The organism is Methylobacterium aerolatum (genome assembly GCF_022179085.1).
Taxonomy (GTDB): Bacteria; Pseudomonadota; Alphaproteobacteria; order Rhizobiales; family Beijerinckiaceae; genus Methylobacterium; species Methylobacterium aerolatum.
In genome coordinates this window covers 212,286-234,640 of sequence record NZ_BPQE01000002.1, presented here as the reverse complement: position 1 = coordinate 234,640, position 22,355 = coordinate 212,286, and the positions used below count along the sequence as shown (strand labels likewise).

Below are 22,355 nucleotides of genomic sequence, written 5' to 3'. Positions count from 1 at the left end.
GCCAGCCTCTAAAGTGGTGGCGCGGGCGGCCCACGGCAACGACCCGACCGCGTTCGTCAACAGATGCCGCAGGTTGGCACGGGTCAAGGGGCGGCGGGTTCTCTAGCCCGCACCCGCCCTTCATTGCCCGGCTCGCAAAGACGGAGAGGGCCTGATGACCCGCCGAATGATCCTCTACCCCGTCGAAGCCGACTTGCGGATCTGATCCACCGCCCCGTCGATGTCGAAGTCCGGGGCCAGCATCGCCGCCAACGTGAACGGGCTCTGCCGGGGAAGTGTGAGACTCACCTGCCCCTCGTAGGGTGCCAGCTCCGGCGTCTCGGCCGCCTGAACGGCAAGTGTCCAGGCGCCCTCCATCTTCACCTGGGCGGGGTCCGGCGGGTCCGCCGCGAGCGCCTTCAGTCTCGCGGCGGCGGCCTCCCGGCAGGCGAGGCTCTTCGCGTCGTCCGAGAGAAGCGCCGCCTTGATCAGCTCGGCCAGGGCATCCCTGACCCGTTGGACATCCGCGTTCATGCCTCTCCTCGTGTTTCGCCGTTGCGACGCCCTGGCAAGGCTGGTGCCGGCGGCTGCGGCTTTCCTTGGCGGTGGCCGGGTGTAGAACGCGGGGCATGATCCCGGTTCTCACCCGCACCGCCGACGCGGTCCCGCTGTACGAGGCCGCCTGCGCCGAGCTGATGGCCCGGGGCTTCGAGGGCGACCTGTCCCTCACGGCGGCCGACCGGACCGTCTTCGCCACCGACAACTCGATCTATCAGGTCGAGCCCGGCGCCGTGGCCTTCCCGAGGACCCGCGACGACCTCGTGCGCATCGCCCGCCTGCTCGACGACCCGCGCTTCCGAGAGATCGTCATCCGCCCGCGCGGCGGCGCCACCGGCACCAACGGTCAGTCGCTGGGGCACGGCCTCGTGGTCGACACCTCCCGGCACATGACCCGCATCCTGGAGATCGACGTCGCGCGCCGGACGGTCCGCGTCGAGCCCGGCGTGGTGAAGGACCAGTTGAACCGGGAACTCGCCAAGCACGGCCTGTTCTTCGCCCCCGAACTCTCGACCTCCAACCGCGCCACCATCGGCGGGATGATCTCCACCGATGCCTGCGGCCAGGGTTCCTGCCTCTATGGCAAGACCCGCGACCATGTACTGGCGCTGACCTGCGTGCTCACCGACGGGACGGTCTGGACCGCCGAACCCCTCGATGCGGCGGGCCTCGCCGCCGCGAAGGCCACGCCCGGTCGGGTCGGCGAGATCCACCGGGCGGTGGACGAGGCCATCACCGCGAATGCGGGCCTGATCGCCGCGCGCTTCCCGAAGCTCAACCGCTGCCTCACCGGCTACGACCTCGCCCATGTCCGGGACGATCGGGGCCGGTTCGACCTGAAGAGCCTGATCTGCGGCGCGGAGGGGACGCTCGCCCTCATCGCCGAGGCGCGCCTCAACGTGCTGCCGATCCCGAAGGCGGCGGCCCTGGTGGCCCTGTCCTACGTCGATTTCGACGCGGCGCTGCGGGATGCGCAGGCGCTGATGCCCTTCGGCGCGGCCTCCGTCGAGACCATCGATTCCACTGTCCTCGGCCTCGCCCGGCAGGATCCGATCTGGGCCGAGGTCCGCGCTTTCTTCCCCGACGACCCGGCGGGCCGCACGGTCGAAGGCATCAACCTCGTGGAGTTCGTGGGCGACGAGGAGGGCGCCGTGGAGTCGGCCCTGAGCCGGCTCACCGACGCCCTCGACGCCGAGCGCGGGAGCCACGGCAAGCGTGTCGGCTACACCATCGCCCGGGGCGCGGCGATTGAGCGGCTGTGGACCATGCGCAAGAAGGCGGTGGGCCTGCTCGGCGCGGCGAAGGGCGATGCCCGGCCGATTCCCTTCGTGGAGGACACGGCGGTGCCCCCGGAGGTGCTGGCCGACTACATCGCCGAGTTCCGCGCCCTCCTCGATGCCAAGGGCCTGCGCTACGGCATGTTCGGGCATGTCGATGCCGGGGTGCTGCATGTCCGCCCGGCCATCGACCTGAAGGACGCCGCCCAGGCTCCGCTGATCCGCGAGGTGACGGAGGGCGTCGTGGCCCTCACCCGGCGCTACGGCGGGCTGCTCTGGGGCGAGCACGGCAAGGGCTTCCGCTCCGAATTCGTGCCGGAGACCTTCGGCCCCCTGGTGCCCGTGCTGGAGACGGTGAAGCGCGCCTTCGACCCCGGCGACCGGATGAACCCCGGCAAGATCGCCTCCGCCGCCGGCCATCCCCTGACGCGGATCGACGGCGTGCCCCGCCGGGGCGAGGCCGACCGGACCATTCCCCTCGCCAACCGCGACGAGTTCGACGCGGCGCTCCACTGCAACGGCAACGGCGCCTGCTTCTCCTTCGACACGGACGAGGCCATGTGCCCGTCCTGGAAGGCCACCCGCGAGCGGCGCCACTCGCCGAAGGGCCGCGCCTCGCTGATGCGCGAGTGGCTGCGGCTGGCCGCCGCCGCCGGGGCGGACCCCGCCGCCGCGCTGAGGGCCGAGCGGCCGAACTGGCTCGGCGACCTGCTCCGCAGCCTGCGCCCCGCGGGCAAGGGGGACGACTTCTCCCACGCGGTGAAGGAGGCGATGGACGGCTGCCTCGCCTGCAAGTCCTGCACGGGCTCGTGCCCGATCAAGGTGGACGTGCCGAGCTTCCGGGCGAAGTTTTTGGCCCTCTACCACCAGCGCTACCCGCGCCCCCTCAAGGACCACCTCATCGCCGCCCTCGAACCGCTCCTGCCGCTGGCGGCGCGGGCGCCCCGGCTCGGCAACATCCTGACGGCGAACCCCCTCGCCCGCGCGGTGTTGGCCCGGCTCGGGCTGGTGGCGATCCCCGCCCTCTCGACCTTCGACCTCGCGGGCGCGCTGGCGGGTCTCGGCGTCGCCACCGCGACCCCGGCGGCCCTGCGTGGCCTCGACCCGGCGGAGCGCCAGCGGTCCGTGGTGATCGTGCAGGACGCCTTCACCACGCATTTCGAGGCGGACCTCGTCGCCGACCTCTGCGCCCTGCTGGTCGAACTCGGCTTCCGGCCCTGGCTCGCGCCCTACCGGCCGAACGGCAAGCCGCTGCATGTCCACGGTTTCCTCGCCCGGTTCGGCCGGGCCGCCGCCGACGGCGCGGCGGCCCTGCGCGTGCTGGCGGCGGAGGGCGTGCCCCTCGTCGGGATCGACCCCTCGATGACGCTCACCTACCGCTCGGAATACGCCGCCGCGCTCCCCGCCGGTTCCGTGCCGCCGGTGCAGATGGTGCAGGAATGGCTCTCCGGCCGCCTCGGGGATGTCGCCCCGCGCGAGGGCGGGGGCCGCTTCCGCCTGCTGCCCCATTGCACCGAGCGCACCAACGCCCCCGGCGCGGTGAAGGACTGGCAGGCGGTCTTTCGCCATCTCGGCCTCGCCCTCGATGTCCCGGCCTCGGGCTGCTGCGGCATGGCCGGGACCTACGGCCACGAACTCCGCAACAGGGCGACCTCCGAGACGATCTACCGGCAGAGCTGGGCACGCCACGTCGAGGCTTCGGCCGCCGACCTCCTGGCGGACGGCTATTCCTGCCGGTCCCAGGTGAAGATCGTGGACGGCATCCGCCTGCGCCATCCGGTGAGGGCGCTCCTCGACCATGTGCGGACGAGCGCGGTCGCGACACGGGAGACCTTGGCCGCATGACCCATTCGCAATCGCCGCGCGTCGCCGTGATGGGGGCCGGGGCCGTCGGCTGCTACTACGGCGCGGTGCTGGCGAAGGCCGGGCACGCCGTCACCCTCGTCGGCCGCCCGGCCCTGGTCGAGGCGGTCGGCGCGGACGGCCTGATCCTGGAGACGGCCGCGGGGCGCGAGGCGATCCGGCTCGGTGCCGTCGCCGGACCCGAGGGCGTGGCGGGGGCCGATCTCGTCCTCGTCTGCGTGAAGTCGGGGGACACCGAGGCCGCCGGGCAGTCCATGATCCCGCACCTCGCACCGGGAGCCTCGGTCCTGAGCCTGCAGAACGGCGTCGACAACGGCGAGCGGCTGGCGGCGGTGATCGGGCGGCCGGTCGTGCCGGTGGCCGTCTACGTCGCGACCGAGATGGCCGGGCCGGGCCACGTCCGCCATCACGGCCGGGGCGACCTCATCGTCGGCACGGGCGGCGAGGACGCGGCGGAGGTCCTGATCGCCGCCGGCGTGCCGGTCACGGTCTCGGAACGGGTCCGCGACGCCCTCTGGACGAAGCTCACGGTGAACTGCGCCTGGAACGCCCTCTCCGCGCTGAGCGGCCGGCCCTACGGCCGTCTCTTTGCCGGCGAAGGAATCGAAGTGGTGCTCGCGGATGCCGTGGCCGAGTGCCAAGCGGTCGCCGCCGCCAGCGGCGTGCGCCTGCCGGAGGACATCCTCACCCAGGTCCGCGCCATCGCGCAGACCATGGCCGAGCAGCGCTCCTCCACCGCCCAGGACCTCGCCCGGGGCAAGCGCACCGAGATCGACCATCTCAACGGCTACGTCGTCCGCGAGGGCGAGCGACTCGGTGTGCCGACTCCGGTGAACCGGGTGCTGCACGCGTTGGTGAAGCTGGTGGAATGAGATGACCCCTGCGCCAAGCCGTCATTGCGAGCGGTAGCGAAGCAATCCAGGGAGCCGCCTTGTTCTGGAGCGTCCCGCTGCCCTGGATTGCTTCGCTTCGCTCGCAATGACAGTTCAGCACGTCACCCCGCCTTCGCGGCGTTGGCCTTCCGCGTGGCCGCGGCCTTCTTGGCGGAGGCCGAGCGGTCCGCCGCGCTGCGTTGGGATGAGGCCGCGCCGCCCGCCTTGCCGCCCTTGTGGGCCGCCGGATGGCCGGTGCTCTTGGCCCGACCCGAGCCACCGGGATGCTTGCCGCCGCCGTCGTCCTTGTTGACCGTCGCCCAGGCGCGAGCCTCGGCCTCCTTCTCGGGGACGCCGCGGCTCTCGTAGGAGTCGGCGATGTGCTCCGCCTTGCGCTTCTGCTTGTCCGTGTACTTCGACTTGTCGCCCTGGGACATGGTGCGATCCTCCGGCCGAACCGACCCCCTCACGCGACTCCGGTCGCGCCGTCGAGGGTCACCCGGATCCGCCGGATCAGTTCGGTCCGGCGGTAGGGCTTGTTCAGGATGTCGAATTCCGAACCCCCGACATCGGTTCGCTCCAGGCTCGCCTCCGCGTAGCCGGTGGCGAGCAGGACCTTCAGGCGCGGCTGGCGGCGCCGCGCCTCGCGGGCCAGCACGACGCCGTTCATGCCGCCGGGCATGATCATGTCGGTGAAGAGCAGGTCGATCTTCTCGCTGGCTTCGAGGATCTCCAGGGCTTCCTTGCCGCTGCTCGCCATCAGGACAGTGTAGCCGAAGTCCCGCAGGATGGTCCGGGCGAGTTCCGCCACGTCCTGGCGGTCGTCCACCACGAGGATCGTCTCGGTGCCGGGCCGTTCCACGAAGCGCACGGGGGCCTTGGCCGGGGCCGGCTGGTCGCCCTCCACGGCGGGGAAGGACAGGGCGACGGTCGTGCCCTGGCCGACCGCCGACTCGATCTGCGCCGCGCCGCCGGATTGCTTGGCGAAGCCGTAGACCATCGACAGGCCGAGTCCCGTGCCCTTGCCCTCCTCCTTGGTGGTGAAGAAGGGGTCCATCACCCGCGCCAGCACGGCCGGGGGGATGCCCGTGCCCGAATCGGTGATCGCGATGGAGGCGTAGCGCCCCTCCCGCAGGGGGCCGATCTCGTGGTCGGCGTTCACCTTCACCGTGCGGTTGGCCGTGCCGATGCGCACGGTGCCGCCGTCCGGCATCGCGTCGCGGGCGTTGATCAGGACGTTGAGGATCGCGACCTCGGCCTGGGTCGGGTCCACCCGGCAGTTCCAGAGGTCGTCCGCGAGGTCGTACTCGATCGCGATGGCCTCGCCGATGGAGCGGTCGATCATCTCCCGCATCCCCTCGACGAGGGTGTTGAGGTTGACCGAGCGCCCTTCGAGCCGCTGCTTGCGGGCGAAAGCGAGGAGCTGCTGCGTCAGGGTGGTGGCACGCTCGGCCGCCTGCCGGATGTTGTCGGTCGCCCGGCCGAGGCGGGCGCGGTCGGCATCGGGCTTCTCCAGGCCCGCGGCGAGGATGTCGACGTAGCCGACGATCACCTGGAGCAGGTTGTTGAAATCGTGGGCGATGCCGCCGGTCAGCTGGCCGAGTGCTTCCATCTTCTGCGCTTGCCCGAGCGCTTCCTCCGCGTCGCGGCGGCGGGACACGTCGAGCTGCGAGCCGAAGAAGTAGACGAGTTCGCCCGCCGTGTTGAACACGGGCGAGACGAACAGCGCGTTCCAGAAGGTCGAGCCGTTCTTGCGGTAGTTCAGGATCTCGGTGGCGAATTCTCGCCGCTCGGCGATGGCTTGCCGCACTTGATCGACCGTATCACGGTCGGTCTCCGGCCCTTGCAGGAAGCGGCAATTGTGGCCGACCAGCTCTTCGGGCGTATAGCCCGTCATCGCCAGAAAGGCGCGATTGGCGAAGATGATCGGGTTGTCCGGTTGCCGTGGATCGGTGACGATCATCGGCATCCGCGTGGTCTCGACGGCCGCGAAGAAAATCTCGCTCTTCGGATCCGAAACCTCGGCGGCCGCACCCTGATGGACGCGGGCGCGCGGTTTTTCGGGTGGTTCAGCCATCGGTTTAGGTCTCACCTGTCCCTGAAGTCTTGAGGGCCGGGGGGTATCGCGTACCGGCGGCGAGTAGTTCCCCCGAGAATGACCTCGGAGACGGGTGATCCATCGACGGCCGGCCGGAAACGGTGCCGCGCCCGGGTAAGGGGCGCGGCCCAGCCTCAGGCAATGGCACCCTGGACGACGGTGACGGGCGCGGGCCGCGCCTCGGGCAGGGCCTGCGGCGCGCGGCCGGTGCGGCTCGCGTCGAGGGCCGCCGAGAGCGCGTCGCTCAGCGAGGTGACGAGATCGTCCGCCGAGGTCGCCCGGCGCAGGCGGGCGAGGGTCGAGGGATCGCGCTCCCGCCAGAAGCCCACGAGGACGCGTACGCCGGGGATCGCCGCCCGGGCCTGTCGGACGGTGAAGCGCACCTGCGAGAGGCTGACGGGTTCGAGGTAGGAGAAGCAGACCATGGCGATGCCCGCCATGTCCTCGGGCTTCTCGCCGGACCGGATCGCGGCCATGGAGAGGGTCTGCGAGGCGAGGCCGTGGCGGGCGAGGATCTGGCTCAGCATCAACGTCGCGGCCTCGTCGAAGGGGCCACGGCTGGAGACGCAGAGCACCGGCTTGGTCCCCCGCCACGCCGGGGCGAGGTCGTCCCGGCCGAGGACGATGGCGGCCTCCTGCCGGTCGGGGCCGATGGCGTCGAGGGCGGCGGCGGTCTCGGTGTCGGCGCCCCGGCTCGCCTTGCCCTTGCGCGGGCGGCGGGCGACGGGGCTGGTGCCGAGCCGCGCGACCACGGTGCGGATCGATTCTCCGACCTCGTCCTGCCGCGACCGGACGAGGGTCCCGCGCGAGAGATCCTCCTGTGCCATGAGCAGGCCCGCCATGACCACTTGATCATAATAGGTGACCAGGGCGCGCTCCTTCAGGAACTGGCGTCCCTGCTCGATCGCTTCGGCGGGGTCGTTCGCCAGCATCCGCTGGTAGAAAATCTCCGGCGGATCCAGGGCCGGCCGGTCGCCGAGCAGCACGTCGAGGTACCAGAGCCGTTCGACGTGGCGGCCGAGCACCACGAGGCAGACGGTGAGCGGCGTCGCCAGCACGAGGCCGATCGGCCCCCAGAGGAAGGTCCAGATCGTCGCCGAGAGGATCACCGCCACGGGCGAGATGCCGGTGGAATGGCCGTAGAGCAACGGCTCGATCACGTGGCCGCACAGGGGCTCCACCACGAGGAAGAGCGCCACCGTCGCGATCACCATGCTCCAGCCGGGATCGACCGCCGCCGCCAGCACCACGGGCAGGAGGGCGCTGATCGCCGCGCCGATATACGGCACGAAGCGCAGGATCGCGGCGAGCACGCCGAACAGGGTCGGGCTCGGCACGCCGATCAGGCCGAGGCCGACGCCGATCACCACGCCGAAGGCGATGTTGAGGGCGAGCTGCGCCAGGAAGAACTTCGAGAGGCGGCTCGTGGCGTCGTCGATCGCGGCGGTGGTGCGGCGCAGGTCGCCGGGGCCGACGAGCCGGATCGCCCGGTTCCGCAGGTCCTCCCGCTGCATCAGGATGAAGATCGTGAAGATCAGGATCAGGCCCGTGGTGGCCAGCGGGTGCAGGACGGGCCCGGCGAAGGTCTGGAGCGTGTCGAGGACGCTGGTCCGCGCCGGGCTCAACTCCACCGTCAGCGGGTGGGTCGGTGTGCCGGGATCGCCCTTGTACTCCGCCGCCGGGGGCGGCTGGATCGCCGCGCCGAGGTCCTGCACCATGTCCACGAGGCGCGAGAGGGAGCCCGCCCCGTTCGTGGCCCCGCGCAGGTCGCGGATCTTGTCGCGCATGGTGATCGTGTAGCGAGGCAGGTCCGAGGCGAGCTGCGATGCCTCGCTGGCGATCAGGCTGCCGATCCCGAACAGGGCGCCGAAAACCACCACCACCACGAGCATCACCGCCGGGGCCCGCGGCACGCGGATCCGCCGGAGGGCGCGGACGAAGGGCGCCAGCACGAAGCTCAGCAGGATCGCGAGCGTGACGGGCACGAGGATCTCGCGCCCGAAATACAGGGCCGCCATCACGCCGACGACGAGGAGGAACGAGGCGAGCGCCACGATCACCGGCAAACCCTGCCGGAGCCGCTGGGCCGTGACGGGATCCTCGCTCACTGGTTCACTCCACTCGACCCTTCACCGGGGGCGCGGCGGCGCGCCGCCCCCCGTCGTCCACCGCGCGTCGCCCTCAACCCGCTTGCGCCGTCTCGCCCAGGGCGGCGCTGATCTGGCTGAGCAGTTTCGAGAAATCGACGGGCTTCGGGTGGTAGTCGTCGCAACCCGCCTGGATCGCCTTGTCGCGGTCGCCGGACATGGCGTGGGCGGTCAGCGCGATGATCGGAATCGCCCGCGTATCCGCCCCGGCCTTCAGCGCGCGCGCCGCAGACCACCCGTCGAGAACCGGAAGGTTCATGTCGAGGAGGATCACGTCCGGCCGCCCTGCCCGGGCCTGCTGGACTCCGGCTTCGCCATCGTGGGCCAGGATCACTTCATAACCGCGGCGCTTCAGTCGCCTGGACAGAAAATCCCAAATCTCCTCGTGGTCCTCGACTAGAAGTATCTTCGCCATCTCCACCCCCATCGCCCGCATACGGCTCTGCGCCATCGCGCGGCGATGCACAATGCTCCGACGACCTTCAACGCGTGCCGGACGATTCCGGTCCCCTCCCGAGTGACGGTTGGACGGGCATGACGTGCTGATTCCCGCGTCACGCGGGCGGTCGATCAGTCCGCCCAGGCGCCGGTCGCGGCGATCTGGGGGGCCGGCTGCGGCGGACTCCAGCGGAAGGGCAGGGCGGCCGGGCGGCGCCAGCCGCGTGCGACGTGGAACCGCCAGGACCGCTCCGCTCCGGCGAAGCGTGCCGCGTCGCGCCCGGTCCAATCCACCTCCGCCTCGCCCTGGAGGACGAGGAGGTCGCCGATGCCGAAGTCGGGCACGAGCAGGGCTGCCCGCGGCTCGCCCAGCAAGTTGCCGAAGGTGTTGAAGAACCGGTTTCCGGAAAAGTCCGGCACGCGCAGGCTATCGCCCTCGACCGCCACGAAGCCCGGCCGCCCGCCCCGGTGCGAGAGGTCGGCGCCGCCGGACAGGCCGGCGCGGGCGCGGCTTCCGACGAACACCGTGTCGGCGGCGGTGATCGCGGCCCTGGCGGCCGGATCCAGCCGGGCGAGCGGTTCCGCCCGCCCCGGCGGCCTGGCCAGCGGCTCGGCCTCCCGGACCTGGATATATTTCGGGCAGTTGCCGAAGCTCTCCGCGATCCGCACCGTGAATCCCGCCGCGTCCCGGCCCTCGACCGTGCCGTTGGCGCGGTTGCGGCGGCGGTTCGACAGGTCGATCCCGAGGAGCCCGACCGCGCGTCCCGCGACGAGATGGGGTGCGGCGGGGTCGTCCTCCGCCAGCCTCGCCGCGACCGACAGGCGGGTCGGGTCGGGCGAGGCGACGAAGCCCGGCGGGCCGCTCGCCACCGTGGCGATGGGCCAGCCCTCCCCGTTGATTGCGCCGACGAAGAGGTAGCGGAGGCCGGCGAAGAAGGTCCGGTGCTGGTCCGGCATGAACGGGCGGATCGCCGGGATGTCGCCGAGCACGTGGCCGGCCAGCGCCTGCGCCGCGCGCTCGTCCTCGTGGAAGCTGGCCATGGCTCAGGCTCCTTCCGGGATGGGCGAGGACGGCATGGCGAGGAAATCCGGCAGGGCCTCGATCCGGGCGATCCAGGCCCGGATGGCCGGGTAGGGCGCGAGGCCGATGCCGCCCTCCGGCGCGTGGGCGACGTAGGAGTAGCAGGCGATGTCGGCGAGCGTCGGGTGCGCGGCCGCGAGGAAGCTCCGGTCCGCCAGGTGCCGGTCCATGAAGCCGAGGATCCGCGCCGTCCGCGCCTCGACCCGGCCACGGTCGGCCTGCGCGCCGAACACCACCATCAGCCGGGCCAGCGCCGGGCCGAAGCGCACGTCCCCCGCCGCGATCGAGAGCCAGCGCTGTACGGCGGCGGCGCCCGGCGGATCGGCGGGCATCCAGCCGCCGTCCGGGGCGTAGCGGGCGGCGAGATAGACGAGGATCGCGTTCGAATCGGGGATCACGGACCCGCCGTCGATCAGCACCGGGATCTGGCCCAGCGGGTTCACCGCGAGCAGGTCCGGCGTCGCAGGGAGGGCCTCCACGAACCGGTAGGGCAGGCGGAGCAGCGAGAGGAAGAGTTCGGCCCGGTGGGAATGGCCGGAGAGGCGCAGGCCGTAGAGGGTGAGGTCGGGTGTGGACATGGCGGGATCTCCTGACCGCCCCAAGGTGCTCCCGGACGGACTTGCGCGAAACGGGCCCGTCGTGAGAGTCAGAATTTCGTTTGCCGCAACAATCCGATGCCCATGGACCGCCTGGAGGAACTCGCCGTCTTCGTCGCGATCATCGAGGCCGGGAGCCTCGCCGCCGCGGCCCGGCGCACGCAGCGGTCGCCCGCCGCCGCCACGCGCGCCCTGGCGGGCCTGGAGGCGAGGGCCGGCACGCGCCTCGTCGCGCGCACCACGCGGCGCCTCGCCCCGACACCGGAGGGGCTGGCCCTGGCGGAGCAGGCGCGCGGCCTCCTCGCGGGCTACGAGGCGGCCCTGTCGGGCATCGCGGAGAGCCGGGTGCGCGGCCTCGTTCGCGTGACGGCCCCGGTGCTGTTCGGGCGGCGGCACGTCGCGCCGGTGGTCGCCTCGTTCCTCGACGCCCACCCGGAAACGCAGGTCGAGCTCACCCTGGCCGACCGCAACGTCGACCTCGTGGAGGAGGGGCTCGACGTCGCCCTGCGGATCGGCACCCTCGCGCAGTCCCGGCTGGTCGTCCGCCGGGTCGGACAGGTCCGCCGCATCCTCGTGGCGAGCCCGGCTTATCTCGCGCGGCGGGGCGAACCCCGGCGTCCGGCCGACCTCGCCGCCCACGAGACGATCCACGGCCAGATCCGCCCCGGTCCCAGCGAATGGCATTTCGGCCGCAACCGCGTGCGCCTCGCGCCGCGGCTGATCGTCAACGAGGTCGAGGCCGCGCTCACCGCCGCGCGGGCGGGGCGCGGCATCGCCCGCGTCCTGTCCTACCAGGCGGCGGAGGAGATCGCGGACGGACGGCTGATCCGTGTGCTCGCCCGTTTCGAGCCGCCGCCGGTGCCGGTGCATCTGGTCACGCCCGGGGCCGACCACAGGCCCGCCCGGATCTCCGCATTCCTCGACCACGCCGCGGCGGCGCTGCGGGCGCTGCCGGTCCTGCACGCGGAGAAGGGATACGCCGACGCCGAGGGGGGCTGACAGGCGCACGGAACCGTGCCGGGGCGGACTGTCGCCCGGCCGCGCTTCGTGCCATGGCCTGGGCGAAGAGTGTCCGGGCCCCGCCGCGATGTCATCTGGTTCAGCGACGGCCGATCCGATCCCCCGCCTCATCGTGATCCTGGCCTGCGCCGGGTTCGGCAGCACCTTCGCCCTGCGCTCTTTCGAGCCCCTGGTGGGGGTAATCGCCCGGGATTTCGGCAGCGACCCGCACCGGGTCGCCCTGCTCTCCACCGCCTTCGCGCTGCCCTATGCCCTGATCCAGCCGATCCTCGGCCCCGTGGGCGATGCCCTGGGCAAGGAGCGGGTCATGACCGCCTGCCTCGCGGTGCTTGGCCTCGCCCTGGCCCTCTGCGCCGTCGCGCCGGACCTGCCCTCCCTGTTCGCCATGAGGGTCGTCGCGGGCGCGGCGGCGGGGGGCTGCATCCCCCTATCTCTCGCCCTGCTGGGCGACCGGGTGCCGATGGCCGGGCGGCAGGTCGCCATCGGCCGGTACCTCGTGGCGGTGATCCTCGGGCAGCTCTCCGGCTCGACCTTCGCCGGCCTGATCGAGGGGGCGATCGGCTGGCGCGGCGTCGCCGGCGTGACGGCGGCGGTGGCGGGCTTCGCCTGCGCCGCCGTGGCCTTCGGCTTCCCGTCGGGGAGCCGCGCGCCCGCCCGGCGCCCCGCCATCGGCGCGGCGATCACGACCTATCGCTCGCTCCTCGCCAACCCCCGGGCGAGGGTGCTGTTCGGCGCCGTCTTCATCGAGGCCATCGCGATCTTCGGGGTGTTTCCCCACCTCGCGCCGCTCCTCGAAGGGCGCGGGGCGGGCGGCCCCCGCGAGGCCGGGCTGGCCCTCGCCGGCTTCGCCGTGGGCGGGCTGATCTACGCGGCCCTCGTCGGCGTGATGGTGCGGCTCCTCGGCATGGCGAGGATGCTGATCGCCGGCGGCGCCATCTGCGCCGTCGCCCTCGGGACCATCGGTCTCGCCGGATCCTGGCAGGCGGATTGCGCCGCCCTCACGATGCTCGGCCTCGGCTTCTACATGATGCACAACACCTACCAGACGCAGGTGACCGAGGTGGCGCCCAAGGCCCGCGGCTCGGCGGTGTCGCTGCACGCGTTCTCGTATTTCGGCGGGCAGGCGCTCAGCGTCGCCATCGTCGGGGAGGGACTGCTGGTCCTCGGCCAGTTCTGGGCGCTCGCCGCCTGCGCGGCCACGATCCTCGCGCTCGGCCTCGCCAGCGCCGCCCTCCTGTCGCGCCCCGCTAGAAATGCTTCTGTCTGATTGTGAAATTGCGCTCACAATGGGACGCGCTTGATTGAAGGACCCACTGCGTCGTTGCGAGCGTCAGCGAAGCAATCCAGGGATCCGCCCCATCCTGAAGCGGCCCGCTGCCCTGGATTGCTTCGCTGACGCTCGCAAAGACGAGGAGGAAAAGCCGGTGCTCGCCTTCAGCCCCGTCCCATCGCCAGCGCCTTGATGTCGAAGCCGGGGTCGCCCGCCTGCTCGGGGGTAAGCGGCGTGCCGGCGCCGAGGAGGCGCCGGGCGATCATGTGGTCGCCCGCCCGGTTGACGGATTCGACCGCGCTCAGCCGCCCTCCGCGGAAGCGGAACACCGAGAAGGCGCTGCCCTCGCCGCGCACGACGCTGGCATCCCCCGGTGCCGACAGCCCGGCGATCTGCAATTTGTGCGGACCCTGATCGCTCCAGAACCAGGGCAGCGCGGTGTAGGCGGCGGGCTGGCCCAGGAGCCGGGCCGCGAGGCAGCGGCCCTGGTCGATGGCGTTCTGCACCGACTCGATCCGCACCGTCCCGTCCTCCGTCAGGCCGTGCGCGTGGGGAGAGGGAAAGCGGGCGCAATCCCCGATGGCGGAGACCGCCGGGTCGGAGGTGGCCAGAAACGGATCGACCCGCACGCCGTCGCCCACGGACAGGCCCGCCGCCGCGGCGATTTCCGCGTTCGGCAGGACGCCGATGCCCACCACCACGAGGTCGGCCGTCAGCTCCCGCCCGTCGGCGAGGATGACGGCCTGGACGCGCCCGTCCCGGCCCCGGAGCGCGGTCACGCCCGCCGCGAGGGCGAAGCGCACGCCGAGCCCTTCCTGCGCCGCTTGGAAGAAGGCGGCCGTCTCCGGCGAGACGGCCCGGGCCATCGGCCGCCCGGCCGCCTCCACGACGGTCACGTCCAGGCCGCGCCCGGCGGCGACGGCGGCGAATTCGAGGCCGATGAAGCCCGCGCCGACCACCACGATCCGCGGGGCGGCAGTCAGCGCCGCCTTCAGGGCGTCCGCGTCCGCGAGGCCCCGCAACTGGTGGACGCCCGCGAGGTCGGCGCCCTGTACCGGCAGGGGCCGGTTGCGCGAGCCGGCGGCGAGGACGAGGTGCTCATAGGGCAGGGCGTCCCCGCCCGCGAGCAGCAGGCGCCGCCCGGCACGGTCGATCCCCTCGGCCCGGTCCGGCCCGCGGCGGGAGATGCCGTGGTCGGAAAAGAAGCTGGCCGGGCGCAGCGCGAGTCCTTCGGCGTCGGTCTTGCCGGCGAGATAGGCCTTCGAGAGGGGCGGCCTCTGGTAGGGCAGGGCGGGCTCGTCCCCGACGAGGGTGAGCGGGCCCTTGTATCCGCCCTCCCGCAGGGAAGCCGCGACCTGGAAGCCGGCCTGGCCGGCACCGACGACGACGATCCCCGGCGCCACCGTCATCGCCCCTTCGCGGCGGCGGGCGGCTTGACGAGTTCGAGGCCCGGGAGCCAGCGCGCCCCGTCGCTCATCAGGTAGCTCCAGACGGCGGAGGCGGCGGGGCCGAGCACCTTGTCCGCCCGCCGCACCGCGTACCAGTCTCGGCGGATCGGCAGGCCGACCACGTCGAGGACGGCGAGGCGCCCGCTCTCCACCTCCGCCGCCACCGAGTGGGCGGAGAGCAGGGAAAGGCCAAGCCCGGCCATCACCGCCTGCTTGATCGTCTCGTTCGAGCCGGTGTCGATGTCGAGGAGGGCGCGCTTTACCAGCACCCCGCTCATGAACTCCTCGAAGACGGTGCGGGTGCCGGATCCCTCCTCGCGCATGAAGAAGGCTTCCTCGGCGAGGTCGGTCCGGTCGAGGTTCGCCCGCCCGGCGAGGCGGTGGTCGGGGGCCGCCACCAGCACCAGCGGGTGCGGCCCGAAGGTCGCGGCCTCGATGGGGAAGTCCCGGGGCGGGCGGCCCATCACCGCGAAGTCGATCTCGTAGCCGCGCAGGGCCTCCACCGTCTGGCCGCGGTTGCGGACGGTGAGGCTGATCTCGACGCCCGGATGCTTCTTCGAGAAGCCGGCGATGACCTGGGGCGCGAAGTACTTCGCCGTCGACACCACCCCGAGGGCGACCCGCCCGCCGGAGATGCCGCGCAGGGAGCGCAGCCGGTCGGTGCAGGATTCGAGGATGGTGTTGATGCTGTCGATCGCCCACAGCATTTCCTTGCCCGCGTCCGTCGGCTTCAGCCCGGCGGGCGTGCGGTCGAACAGCAGAAGGCCGGCCTCCTCTTCCAGCTGCCGGATCCGCGCGTAGAGCGCGGCGGAGGTGACGTTAAGCTCCTGGGCCGCCCGCGTCATGGTGCCGAGCTTGGCCACCGCCGCGACCGCCTGGAGCTGTTTCAGGGACAGGTTGCGCATGAGGCGGTTCTCGTTTTTTTTGGTCCCGGCCGCAAGGCTGCACCGGCTTCCCGTGGGCTTGACCTCAAGAGTTCCTGTCAATCGCATGCCGCGCCTGGCTATGATGGCGGCGCCGGGACGGCTACAGACCTGTCCGGGGACGAATTGAGCTCAGGGAAGGACAGGCGAATGGCGGATCTAGCGGTCGGGACGCCCCTCGACGCCTACCTCGCGCAGGTGGTTCAGGCCGATGCGCGCCTCAAGGACACGGCGGCCGTGGTGGCGGCCGTCGCCGAGGCGGCCATCGGCATCAGTGCCGTGATCGGGCGCGGGGCGCTGGGCGGCGACCTCGCCGCCACGGGCGAGCAGAACAGCGACGGCGACGTGCAGAAGGCCCTCGACGTGATCGCCCACGAGCGGGTCACCGAGGCGCTGCGCGCCGCCCCCGTCGCCACGGTGGCCTCCGAAGAGGCCGAGGGCGTGATGTTGCTCGACCCCTCCGCCCCGCTCGCCGTGGCCATCGATCCCCTCGACGGCTCGTCGAACATCGGCGTCAACATGGTGGTGGGCACGGTGTTCGGCATCCGCCCGGCCATCGCGGGCGACGACGTGGAGGCGAGCTTCCGCACCCCAGGCACCGCGCAGCTCGCGGCGGGCTTCGTGAATTACGGCCCGGCCACCGCCCTGCTCGTGACCTTCGGCCAGGGCACGCAGAGCTTCGTCCTCGACCGGGAGGTCAACCAGTTCCGCCTCACCAGCGCGGCGATGAAGATCCCGGCCGCGGCCAAGGAATACGCCATCAACGCCTCGAACGGCCGGTTCTGGGACCCGCCGGTCAAGGCCTTCGTCGAGGACTGCCTGCGGGGTACCGAGGGACCGCGCGACAAGGACTTCAACATGCGCTGGCTCGGCTCCATGGTGGCCGACATCCAGCGCGTGCTCACCCGCGGCGGCGTCTTCCTCTATCCGGGCGATGCGCGGAAGGGCTACACCCGCGGTCGCCTGCGGCTTCTCTACGAGGTCGCCCCGGTGGCCCTGCTGATCGAGCAGGCCGGTGGCGCGGCCACCGACGGGCAGGCGCGCATCCTCGACATGACGGCGGCGGGCATCCACGAGCGGTCGCCGCTCATCTGCGGCTCAACCGAAGAGGTCGCCTGCGTCGCCTCCTACTACGCCGGCGGCAAGCCGGACGCGGGCCGCTCGCCGCTCTTCGGCCAGCGCGGCCTGATGCGGCCCTGACGCGGCGGACCTGACGGATCGCGGCGATGTCGGCGCGCCATCCCATCATCTCGGTGACCGGCTCCTCGGGGGCCGGCACCACCTCGGTTCGCAACACTTTCGAACAGATCTTCCGGCGGGAGGATGTCAGCGCCGTCTTCATCGAGGGCGACGGCTTCCATGCGTTCGACCGGGACACGATGCGCCAGATGATGGCGCACGAGGCTACCCTGTCGCACTTCGCCCCGAAGGCGAACCTGCTGCCGGAGCTGGAGGATGTCTTCCGCAGCTACTCCGCCTCCGGCGGCGGGCGCACCCGGCACTACGCCCACGATGCCCATGACGCGCGGCTCTACGGCATCCCCGAGGGGACGTTCTCGGACTGGGAGGACTTCCCGCCCGGCTCCGATCTCCTGTTCTACGAGGGCCTGCACGGCTGCGTGGTGAACGACCAGGTCGACATCGCCCGCTACCCCGACATCAAGATCGGCGTGGTGCCGGTGATCAACTTGGAGTGGATCCAGAAGCTGCACCGCGACCGCTCGTTCCGGGGCTATTCCACGGAGGCCGTCACCGACGTGATCCTGCGGCGGATGCCGGACTACGTGCAGACCATCTGCCCGCAATTCTCGTGGACGGACATCAACTTCCAACGGGTGCCGACGGTGGACACCTCGAACCCCTTCATCGCCCGCTGGATTCCCACCGCCGACGAATCCCTCGTGGTGATCCGCTTCAAGGATCCGAAGGGGATCGACTTCTCCTACCTCGTCTCGATGATCCACGATTCGTTCATGAGCCGGGCGAATTCCATCGTGATCCCCGGCGGCAAGCTCGATCTCGCCATGCAGCTCATCCTGACGCCGATCATCATGCAACTCGTGGAGCGGCGGCGGAGGCTGGCGTGAACGGCCGGACTGTCCTAACCGACTCCCCTTCTATCAAGCCCCCCGTCTTTGCGAGCGGCAGCGAAGCAATCCAGGGCAGCGGGACGTTTCCGAGTGTGGCGCATCCCTGGATTGCTTCGCTGCCGCTCGCAATGACGGCGGAGAGCTCGGCTCGCCCTTGCTGAAAGACCGTCGACCATGCTGCCACCCGTCATCGCCCCCTCGATCCTCTCGGCGGATTTCTCGAAGCTCGCCGAGGAGGTCCGCGCCGTCGATGAGGCCGGGGCGGACTGGATCCATCTCGATGTCATGGACGGGCATTTCGTGCCCAACATCACCTTCGGCCCGCCGGTGGTGAAGGCGCTGCGACCGCACTCGGCGAAGTTCTTCGATTGCCACCTGATGATCGCCCCGGCCGATCCCTACCTCGCGGCCTTCGCGCAGGCGGGTGCGGACGGCATCACCGTCCATGCCGAGGCGGGCCCGCACATCCACCGCTCGCTCCAGACGATCCGCGACCTCGGCAAGCGCGCCGGAATCGCCATCAACCCCGGCACCCCGGCCTCGATGGTGGAGCCGCTCCTCGACATGGCGGATCTCGTGCTGGTGATGACCGTCAATCCCGGCTTCGGCGGCCAGAGCTTCATCAGGAGCACCCTGGAGACCATTGCCCGGGTGCGGACCATGGTGGCGGGCCGCGACATCCGCCTGCAGGTCGATGGCGGCATCGACCCGGAGACGGTCCGTCTCGCGAGCCGGGCCGGCGCCGACACCTTCGTCGCCGGCAACGCCGTGTTCAGCGGCGGCCCCGGCGCCTACGCCGAGCGCATCGCCACCATCCGCGAAGGCGCGGAGGGGGCCTCCGGGCGCAGCCTCGCGGTCTGAGCCGGGCCGAGGAGCCGGTGGAGGGTCAATCCGCGCGCGGTGGCGGACGATCTCCGCCGCGACCGTGCGCCTTGGTCGGAAAGAGTGTCGCTCCGGCGGCGAGGCCGATCACCGCGGCGAGGCCGAGGCTCAGCCAGGACGGGCGGCTAGAGGGCGGGCGGTAGGCTGGTGGCGGCCGTGTCGTCGTCATGATCCTCCAATCCCTTCGGGACGATCCGCGTTGCCTCCCCCGATGCGGGCGGCCTATAAAAAGCGCAGTTCCGTCAGCGGAGTCCGGGGCCTTGAGGCCGCCGCGCCGCGCAGTGGTAAGTCCGTAGGCAGATGGCCGGTCATTCCCAATTCAAGAACATCATGCACCGCAAGGGCCGCGTCGATGCGGTCCGGTCCAAGATCTTCGGCAAGCTCGCCCGAGAGATCACGGTAGCGGCCAAGCTCGGCACGCCCGATCCGGCGATGAACCCGCGCCTGCGCGCGGCCATCCTCGCGGCGCGGGCCGAGAACATGCCCAAGGACAACATCGAGCGTGCCATCAAGAAGGCCACCGGGGCCGACGGCGAGAACTACGAGGACATCCGCTACGAGGGCTACGGCCCCGGCGGCGCCGCGCTGATCGTCGAGGCGCAGACCGACAACCGCAACCGCACCGCCTCCGACGTGCGCTCGGCCTTCACCAAGTCCGGCGGCAGCCTCGCCGAGACGGGCGCGGTGGCCTTCATGTTCGACCGTGTCGGGGTGATCGCCTATCCGGCCTCGGTCGCGGACGCCGACACGATGCTGGAGGCGGCCATCGAGGCGGGGGCCGACGACGTGTCGTCCGGTGAGGAGGGCCACGAGGTCGTCTGCGCGCAGGAATCCTACGGCGAGGTCACCAAGGCCCTCGAAGCGCGGTTCGGCGACCCGACCCGCACGGGCCTGATCTGGAAGGCGCAGAACACGATCGACGTGGACGACGAGACCGGCGAGAAGCTGATCCGCCTCGTGGAGGTGATCGAGGATCAGGACGACGTGCAGCACGTCTACGTCAACTTCGCCCTGTCGCCGGCCCTGATGGCGAAGCTCGAAGCCTGACGCGCCGGAATTACGCAGCAAGGGGCGGGATGCACCGATCGGCGGACGGGGGCAGGGTGCCGCGTCCCCTCACCCCGGAGCGCCCGCCATGCCCGATGCGAACATCCTGAACGAGCCCGGCGCCCCCGGCGCCGAGGCCCACTGGACCGCCGTCGTCTCGCGCGACGGATCGGCGGCGGGGCACTTCGTCTACGCGGTGAAAACCACCGGCGTCTATTGCCGGCCGGGCTGCGCCTCCCGCCTGCCGCGGCGGGAGAATGTCAGCTTCCACCCCACCTGCGAGGCCGCCGAGGCGGCGGGGTTCCGGCCTTGCCTCCGCTGCCGTCCGCAGGATGTCGGCCCGGCCTCGCCCCGGAGCGAGGCGGTGATCCGCGCCTGCCGGATGATCGAGACGGCCGAGGCGCCGCCGTCCCTCGCCGCCCTGGCCGCAGCGGCGGGTCTCAGCGCCTTCCATTTCCACAGGATCTTCAAGGAAACGACCGGCGTGACGCCCGCCGCCTATGCCCGCGCCCGGCGGGCTTCCAAGATCGCCGAGGGACTCAAGGGGGCGGCGACCGTGACCGAGGCGATCTATGACGCCGGCTACGCGACGCCGAGCCGCTTCTACGCCGAGGCGCCGGACCGGCTTGGCATGGCCGCGCAGGATTACCGGAAGGGCGGGGCCGGGCAGCGCATCCGATTCGGAACCGGACATTCCGCCCTCGGGCCGATCCTTGTCGCCGCGACGGAGCGGGGCCTCTGCGCCATCCTGCTCGGGGACGATCCGCAGGACCTGGAGCAGGACCTGCGCAGGCGCTTCCCCGCTGCCGACCTCGTCGCGGGGGATGCCGCCTTCTCGGAGTGGATCGCAGGAGCCGTCGCCCTCGTGGAGACGCCCGGCCGGGCGCACGACCTGCCCCTCGACATCGGCGGCACGGCGTTCCAGCAACGGGTCTGGCAGGCGCTGCGGGCCATTCCGCCGGGGAACACCGCGAGCTATGCCGACATCGCCCGCGCCATCGGCGCACCGGGCTCCGCCCGCGCCGTGGCCCTGGCCTGCGCCGCCAACCCCCTCGCCGTGGCGGTGCCCTGCCACCGGGTGGTGCGCGCGGACGGGGGCCTGTCGGGCTACCGCTGGGGCACCGAGCGCAAGCGGGCGCTCTTGGTGCTAGAACGGAAGACGTGATCCGCGCCCGCCCGGCGGGTGGCCCATGCCCCGGTCCGAATGGACGCGTCGGCGCGGGTTGAGACATCGCCTCGGAAGCACGGGTGCGGGCGGTTTCGGAGCGCTCCGGATCGCCCCCGTTCCACCGTCTTCGCTCACGCTCGCCATGACGAGCGAGCGTCGCGATCCGGGTGCGACCGGAGCCCCGTTAGCGCCGGAATCCGGGGATGTTGCTCGGGGCGTCGGCACCGCCGGAGCCGGGATAGGTGGGCCCGTTCGGACCAGGTCCGGCCCGCGTCCCTGCCCCCCTGCCGGTCGCGAGCCCGTTCGAGCCGGCCCGCGGGTTGCGGTCGGCATCCCGAAGCGACGCATCGTCCGGCGGCCGGCTGATGTCGCCCCCTGGCCGGGTGTCGAGCATCCGCGAGCCGGCGCGTTGCAGGTTCGGGTCGCGGCCGGAGGGCTCGCGGGCCGGGCTCGTCAACTTCCGCAGGTCGATCCGATCCGGCTCGTACTGGAGGTCCGACAGGGCGGCGTCGGCGTGGTCCACCCGCTCCAGGATGTCGAGGTGATCGAGGACCAAGCCCCCCTCCGGGCCGAGGCTCGCGGTCACGATGGCCCGCACGCTGCCGACCTGCGGCAGGGAGGGGCCGGGCTCGCCCGTCAGCGGCACGCCCGAGCCCAGCGCGAGCGCCGTCCCGGCCCGGCCGAGATAAACCTCCACCGAGACGCTCCAGAGACCGGCCGGAAAGGGACGGGAATCCGGCACCGCCTCGAACACCCGCAACGCCCCGCCTTCCGCCGACCCGGTCGCCAGGGCGCGGGAACCGGATTGCAACGGCGCGCCGCCGAGGAGCGGCAGGTTCCCGATCATCGACCCGCCGTCGGCCCCCCGGCGGACCGGTCCGGCGACGCGGTCGAGGCCGGGGCCGCGCGCCGTCACGAGGCTCGCGACGATCACCCCGTCGAGCCGCCGCAATCCGGAGACCGCCACGCGGGTGCCGGGCCTCCACTCTCCGGGCAAACCGGCGGTGATCACCCGCTGGCCGAGGACGATCAGGCGGCCGGGCGCCGCCGCCTCGACCGAGCCGACCACCTCGCTCGTCACGTCGATCGCGGCCGCGGCGAGGCCGTCCGCCTCCGCGCGCCCGACGATTCGCGCCACCTGCCCGACCGCGAGGTCCGCGACAGAGGCCAACTGCCCGTCGATCCTCACCGCCACGTCCGGTGCCGGGGCGATGCGCTGCGCATTCACGATCAGGGGGGCGAGGCCCCGGATCGTCCCGATCGCGCCGGATCCTCCGAGGCCCTGTCCCCGCGCGACGGCCATGGGATGCAGCCCCGCCGCCCCGGCCAGCAGGGCCAGGACCGACCGGCGATGCGGGCGCTCCGTCACCGGCCGGACCTCAGGCGGACGTCACGGTGGGGAAGCACAACCCAAGATCTGTTTGCAAAAACACGAGAAACTTGTAGTTCATTACAGCGATGTCCGGACCCACTTCCGCTCGACGAAGTGTCTCACGTCCTCATTGCTGCGTCCACGACCGTTGAATCATCGTGAATGATCTTCGATCTCCCGCGCATCGCGCGAAGCCGCCCCCTGTCATCTGCGGTGCGGTCGCGAT

General features: G+C 71.8%; 19 protein-coding genes. 9 read left to right on the top strand and 10 right to left on the bottom strand.

The annotated features are described in order from the left end of the window. Positions 1–174 precede the first annotated feature (174 nt). Positions 175–513, bottom strand: coding sequence for a hypothetical protein (locus MFF06_RS01570; RefSeq protein ID WP_238201228.1), 339 nt, complete (start codon positions 511–513; stop codon positions 175–177). A 95-nt stretch (positions 514–608) separates the two neighbouring features. On the opposite strand from MFF06_RS01570, the gene ydiJ reads away from it, so the two are divergent. Both ydiJ and MFF06_RS01560 read left to right on the top strand, forming a co-directional pair. Next, the gene (gene ydiJ, locus MFF06_RS01565) at positions 609–3,659 is read left to right on the top strand and encodes a D-2-hydroxyglutarate dehydrogenase YdiJ (RefSeq protein WP_238201227.1); all 3,051 of its coding nucleotides are present in this window, start codon (positions 609–611) and stop codon (positions 3,657–3,659) included. After that, positions 3,656–4,549: a ketopantoate reductase family protein gene (locus tag MFF06_RS01560; protein WP_238201226.1), complete on the top strand. Its 894-nt coding sequence runs from the start codon at positions 3,656–3,658 to the stop codon at positions 4,547–4,549. Before ydiJ ends, MFF06_RS01560 begins: the two co-directional genes overlap by 4 nt. A 122-nt stretch (positions 4,550–4,671) precedes the next feature. On the opposite strand, the gene MFF06_RS01555 is transcribed toward MFF06_RS01560, so the two are convergent. The 6 genes from MFF06_RS01555 to MFF06_RS01530 form a co-directional block, all read right to left on the bottom strand. Then, entirely contained in the window at positions 4,672–4,986 is a 315-nt protein-coding gene (locus tag MFF06_RS01555) for a plasmid stabilization protein (RefSeq protein WP_238201225.1), read from the bottom strand. 29 nt (positions 4,987–5,015) lie between these two features. Beyond that, complete coding sequence (locus MFF06_RS01550) at positions 5,016–6,626, bottom strand: hybrid sensor histidine kinase/response regulator (RefSeq protein ID WP_238201224.1); 1,611 nt, start codon at positions 6,624–6,626, stop codon at positions 5,016–5,018. A 155-nt stretch (positions 6,627–6,781) separates the two neighbouring features. Next, positions 6,782–8,755, bottom strand: coding sequence for an AI-2E family transporter (locus MFF06_RS01545; protein WP_238201223.1), 1,974 nt, complete (start codon positions 8,753–8,755; stop codon positions 6,782–6,784). A 73-nt stretch (positions 8,756–8,828) separates the two neighbouring features. Further along, positions 8,829–9,209 (bottom strand): response regulator, encoded by a 381-nt coding sequence (locus tag MFF06_RS01540; protein ID WP_238201297.1) that lies wholly within the window; start codon positions 9,207–9,209, stop codon positions 8,829–8,831. A gap of 155 nt (positions 9,210–9,364) precedes the next feature. Continuing rightward, on the bottom strand, positions 9,365–10,273 hold the full coding sequence (locus MFF06_RS01535) for a pyridoxamine 5'-phosphate oxidase family protein (protein WP_238201222.1): 909 nt from the start codon (positions 10,271–10,273) through the stop codon (positions 9,365–9,367). A gap of 3 nt (positions 10,274–10,276) precedes the next feature. Beyond that, positions 10,277–10,891, bottom strand: a complete 615-nt coding sequence (locus tag MFF06_RS01530) for a glutathione S-transferase family protein (RefSeq protein WP_238201221.1) — start codon at positions 10,889–10,891, stop codon at positions 10,277–10,279. Positions 10,892–10,987: 96 nt separating this feature from the next. Here MFF06_RS01530 and MFF06_RS01525 point away from each other — a divergent pair, with 96 nt between their 5' ends. Both MFF06_RS01525 and MFF06_RS01520 read left to right on the top strand, forming a co-directional pair. After that, positions 10,988–11,908: a LysR family transcriptional regulator gene (locus tag MFF06_RS01525; RefSeq protein WP_238201220.1), complete on the top strand. Its 921-nt coding sequence runs from the start codon at positions 10,988–10,990 to the stop codon at positions 11,906–11,908. Between the two features lie 88 nt (positions 11,909–11,996). Beyond that, positions 11,997–13,196: an MFS transporter gene (locus MFF06_RS01520; protein ID WP_238201219.1), complete on the top strand. Its 1,200-nt coding sequence runs from the start codon at positions 11,997–11,999 to the stop codon at positions 13,194–13,196. 167 nt (positions 13,197–13,363) lie between these two features. On the opposite strand, the gene MFF06_RS01515 is transcribed toward MFF06_RS01520, so the two are convergent. Further along, positions 13,364–14,608: an NAD(P)/FAD-dependent oxidoreductase gene (locus MFF06_RS01515; protein WP_238201218.1), complete on the bottom strand. Its 1,245-nt coding sequence runs from the start codon at positions 14,606–14,608 to the stop codon at positions 13,364–13,366. Further along, positions 14,605–15,552 (bottom strand): LysR family transcriptional regulator, encoded by a 948-nt coding sequence (locus tag MFF06_RS01510; protein ID WP_238201217.1) that lies wholly within the window; start codon positions 15,550–15,552, stop codon positions 14,605–14,607. The genes MFF06_RS01515 and MFF06_RS01510 overlap by 4 nt, the downstream gene beginning before the upstream one ends. Positions 15,553–15,720: 168 nt before the next feature. Between MFF06_RS01510 and MFF06_RS01505 the strand changes: the two genes are divergently transcribed. From MFF06_RS01505 to ada, 5 genes are all read left to right on the top strand, one after another. Further along, positions 15,721–16,770: a class 1 fructose-bisphosphatase gene (locus MFF06_RS01505; RefSeq protein ID WP_238201216.1), complete on the top strand. Its 1,050-nt coding sequence runs from the start codon at positions 15,721–15,723 to the stop codon at positions 16,768–16,770. A gap of 26 nt (positions 16,771–16,796) precedes the next feature. Beyond that, positions 16,797–17,657 carry a phosphoribulokinase gene (locus MFF06_RS01500; RefSeq protein WP_238201215.1) on the top strand — a complete coding sequence of 287 codons (861 nt, stop codon included), beginning with the start codon at positions 16,797–16,799 and terminating at the stop codon, positions 17,655–17,657. A gap of 177 nt (positions 17,658–17,834) precedes the next feature. Then, positions 17,835–18,521, top strand: coding sequence for a ribulose-phosphate 3-epimerase (gene rpe / locus MFF06_RS01495; RefSeq protein WP_238201214.1), 687 nt, complete (start codon positions 17,835–17,837; stop codon positions 18,519–18,521). A 321-nt stretch (positions 18,522–18,842) separates the two neighbouring features. Then, entirely contained in the window at positions 18,843–19,589 is a 747-nt protein-coding gene (locus tag MFF06_RS01490) for a YebC/PmpR family DNA-binding transcriptional regulator (protein ID WP_238201213.1), read from the top strand. 88 nt (positions 19,590–19,677) lie between these two features. Continuing rightward, positions 19,678–20,754, top strand: a complete 1,077-nt coding sequence (gene ada, locus MFF06_RS01485) for a bifunctional DNA-binding transcriptional regulator/O6-methylguanine-DNA methyltransferase Ada (protein WP_238201212.1) — start codon at positions 19,678–19,680, stop codon at positions 20,752–20,754. Positions 20,755–20,941: 187 nt separating this feature from the next. On the opposite strand, the gene MFF06_RS01480 is transcribed toward ada, so the two are convergent. Next, positions 20,942–22,126, bottom strand: a complete 1,185-nt coding sequence (locus tag MFF06_RS01480) for a hypothetical protein (protein ID WP_238201211.1) — start codon at positions 22,124–22,126, stop codon at positions 20,942–20,944. Positions 22,127–22,355 lie beyond the last annotated feature (229 nt).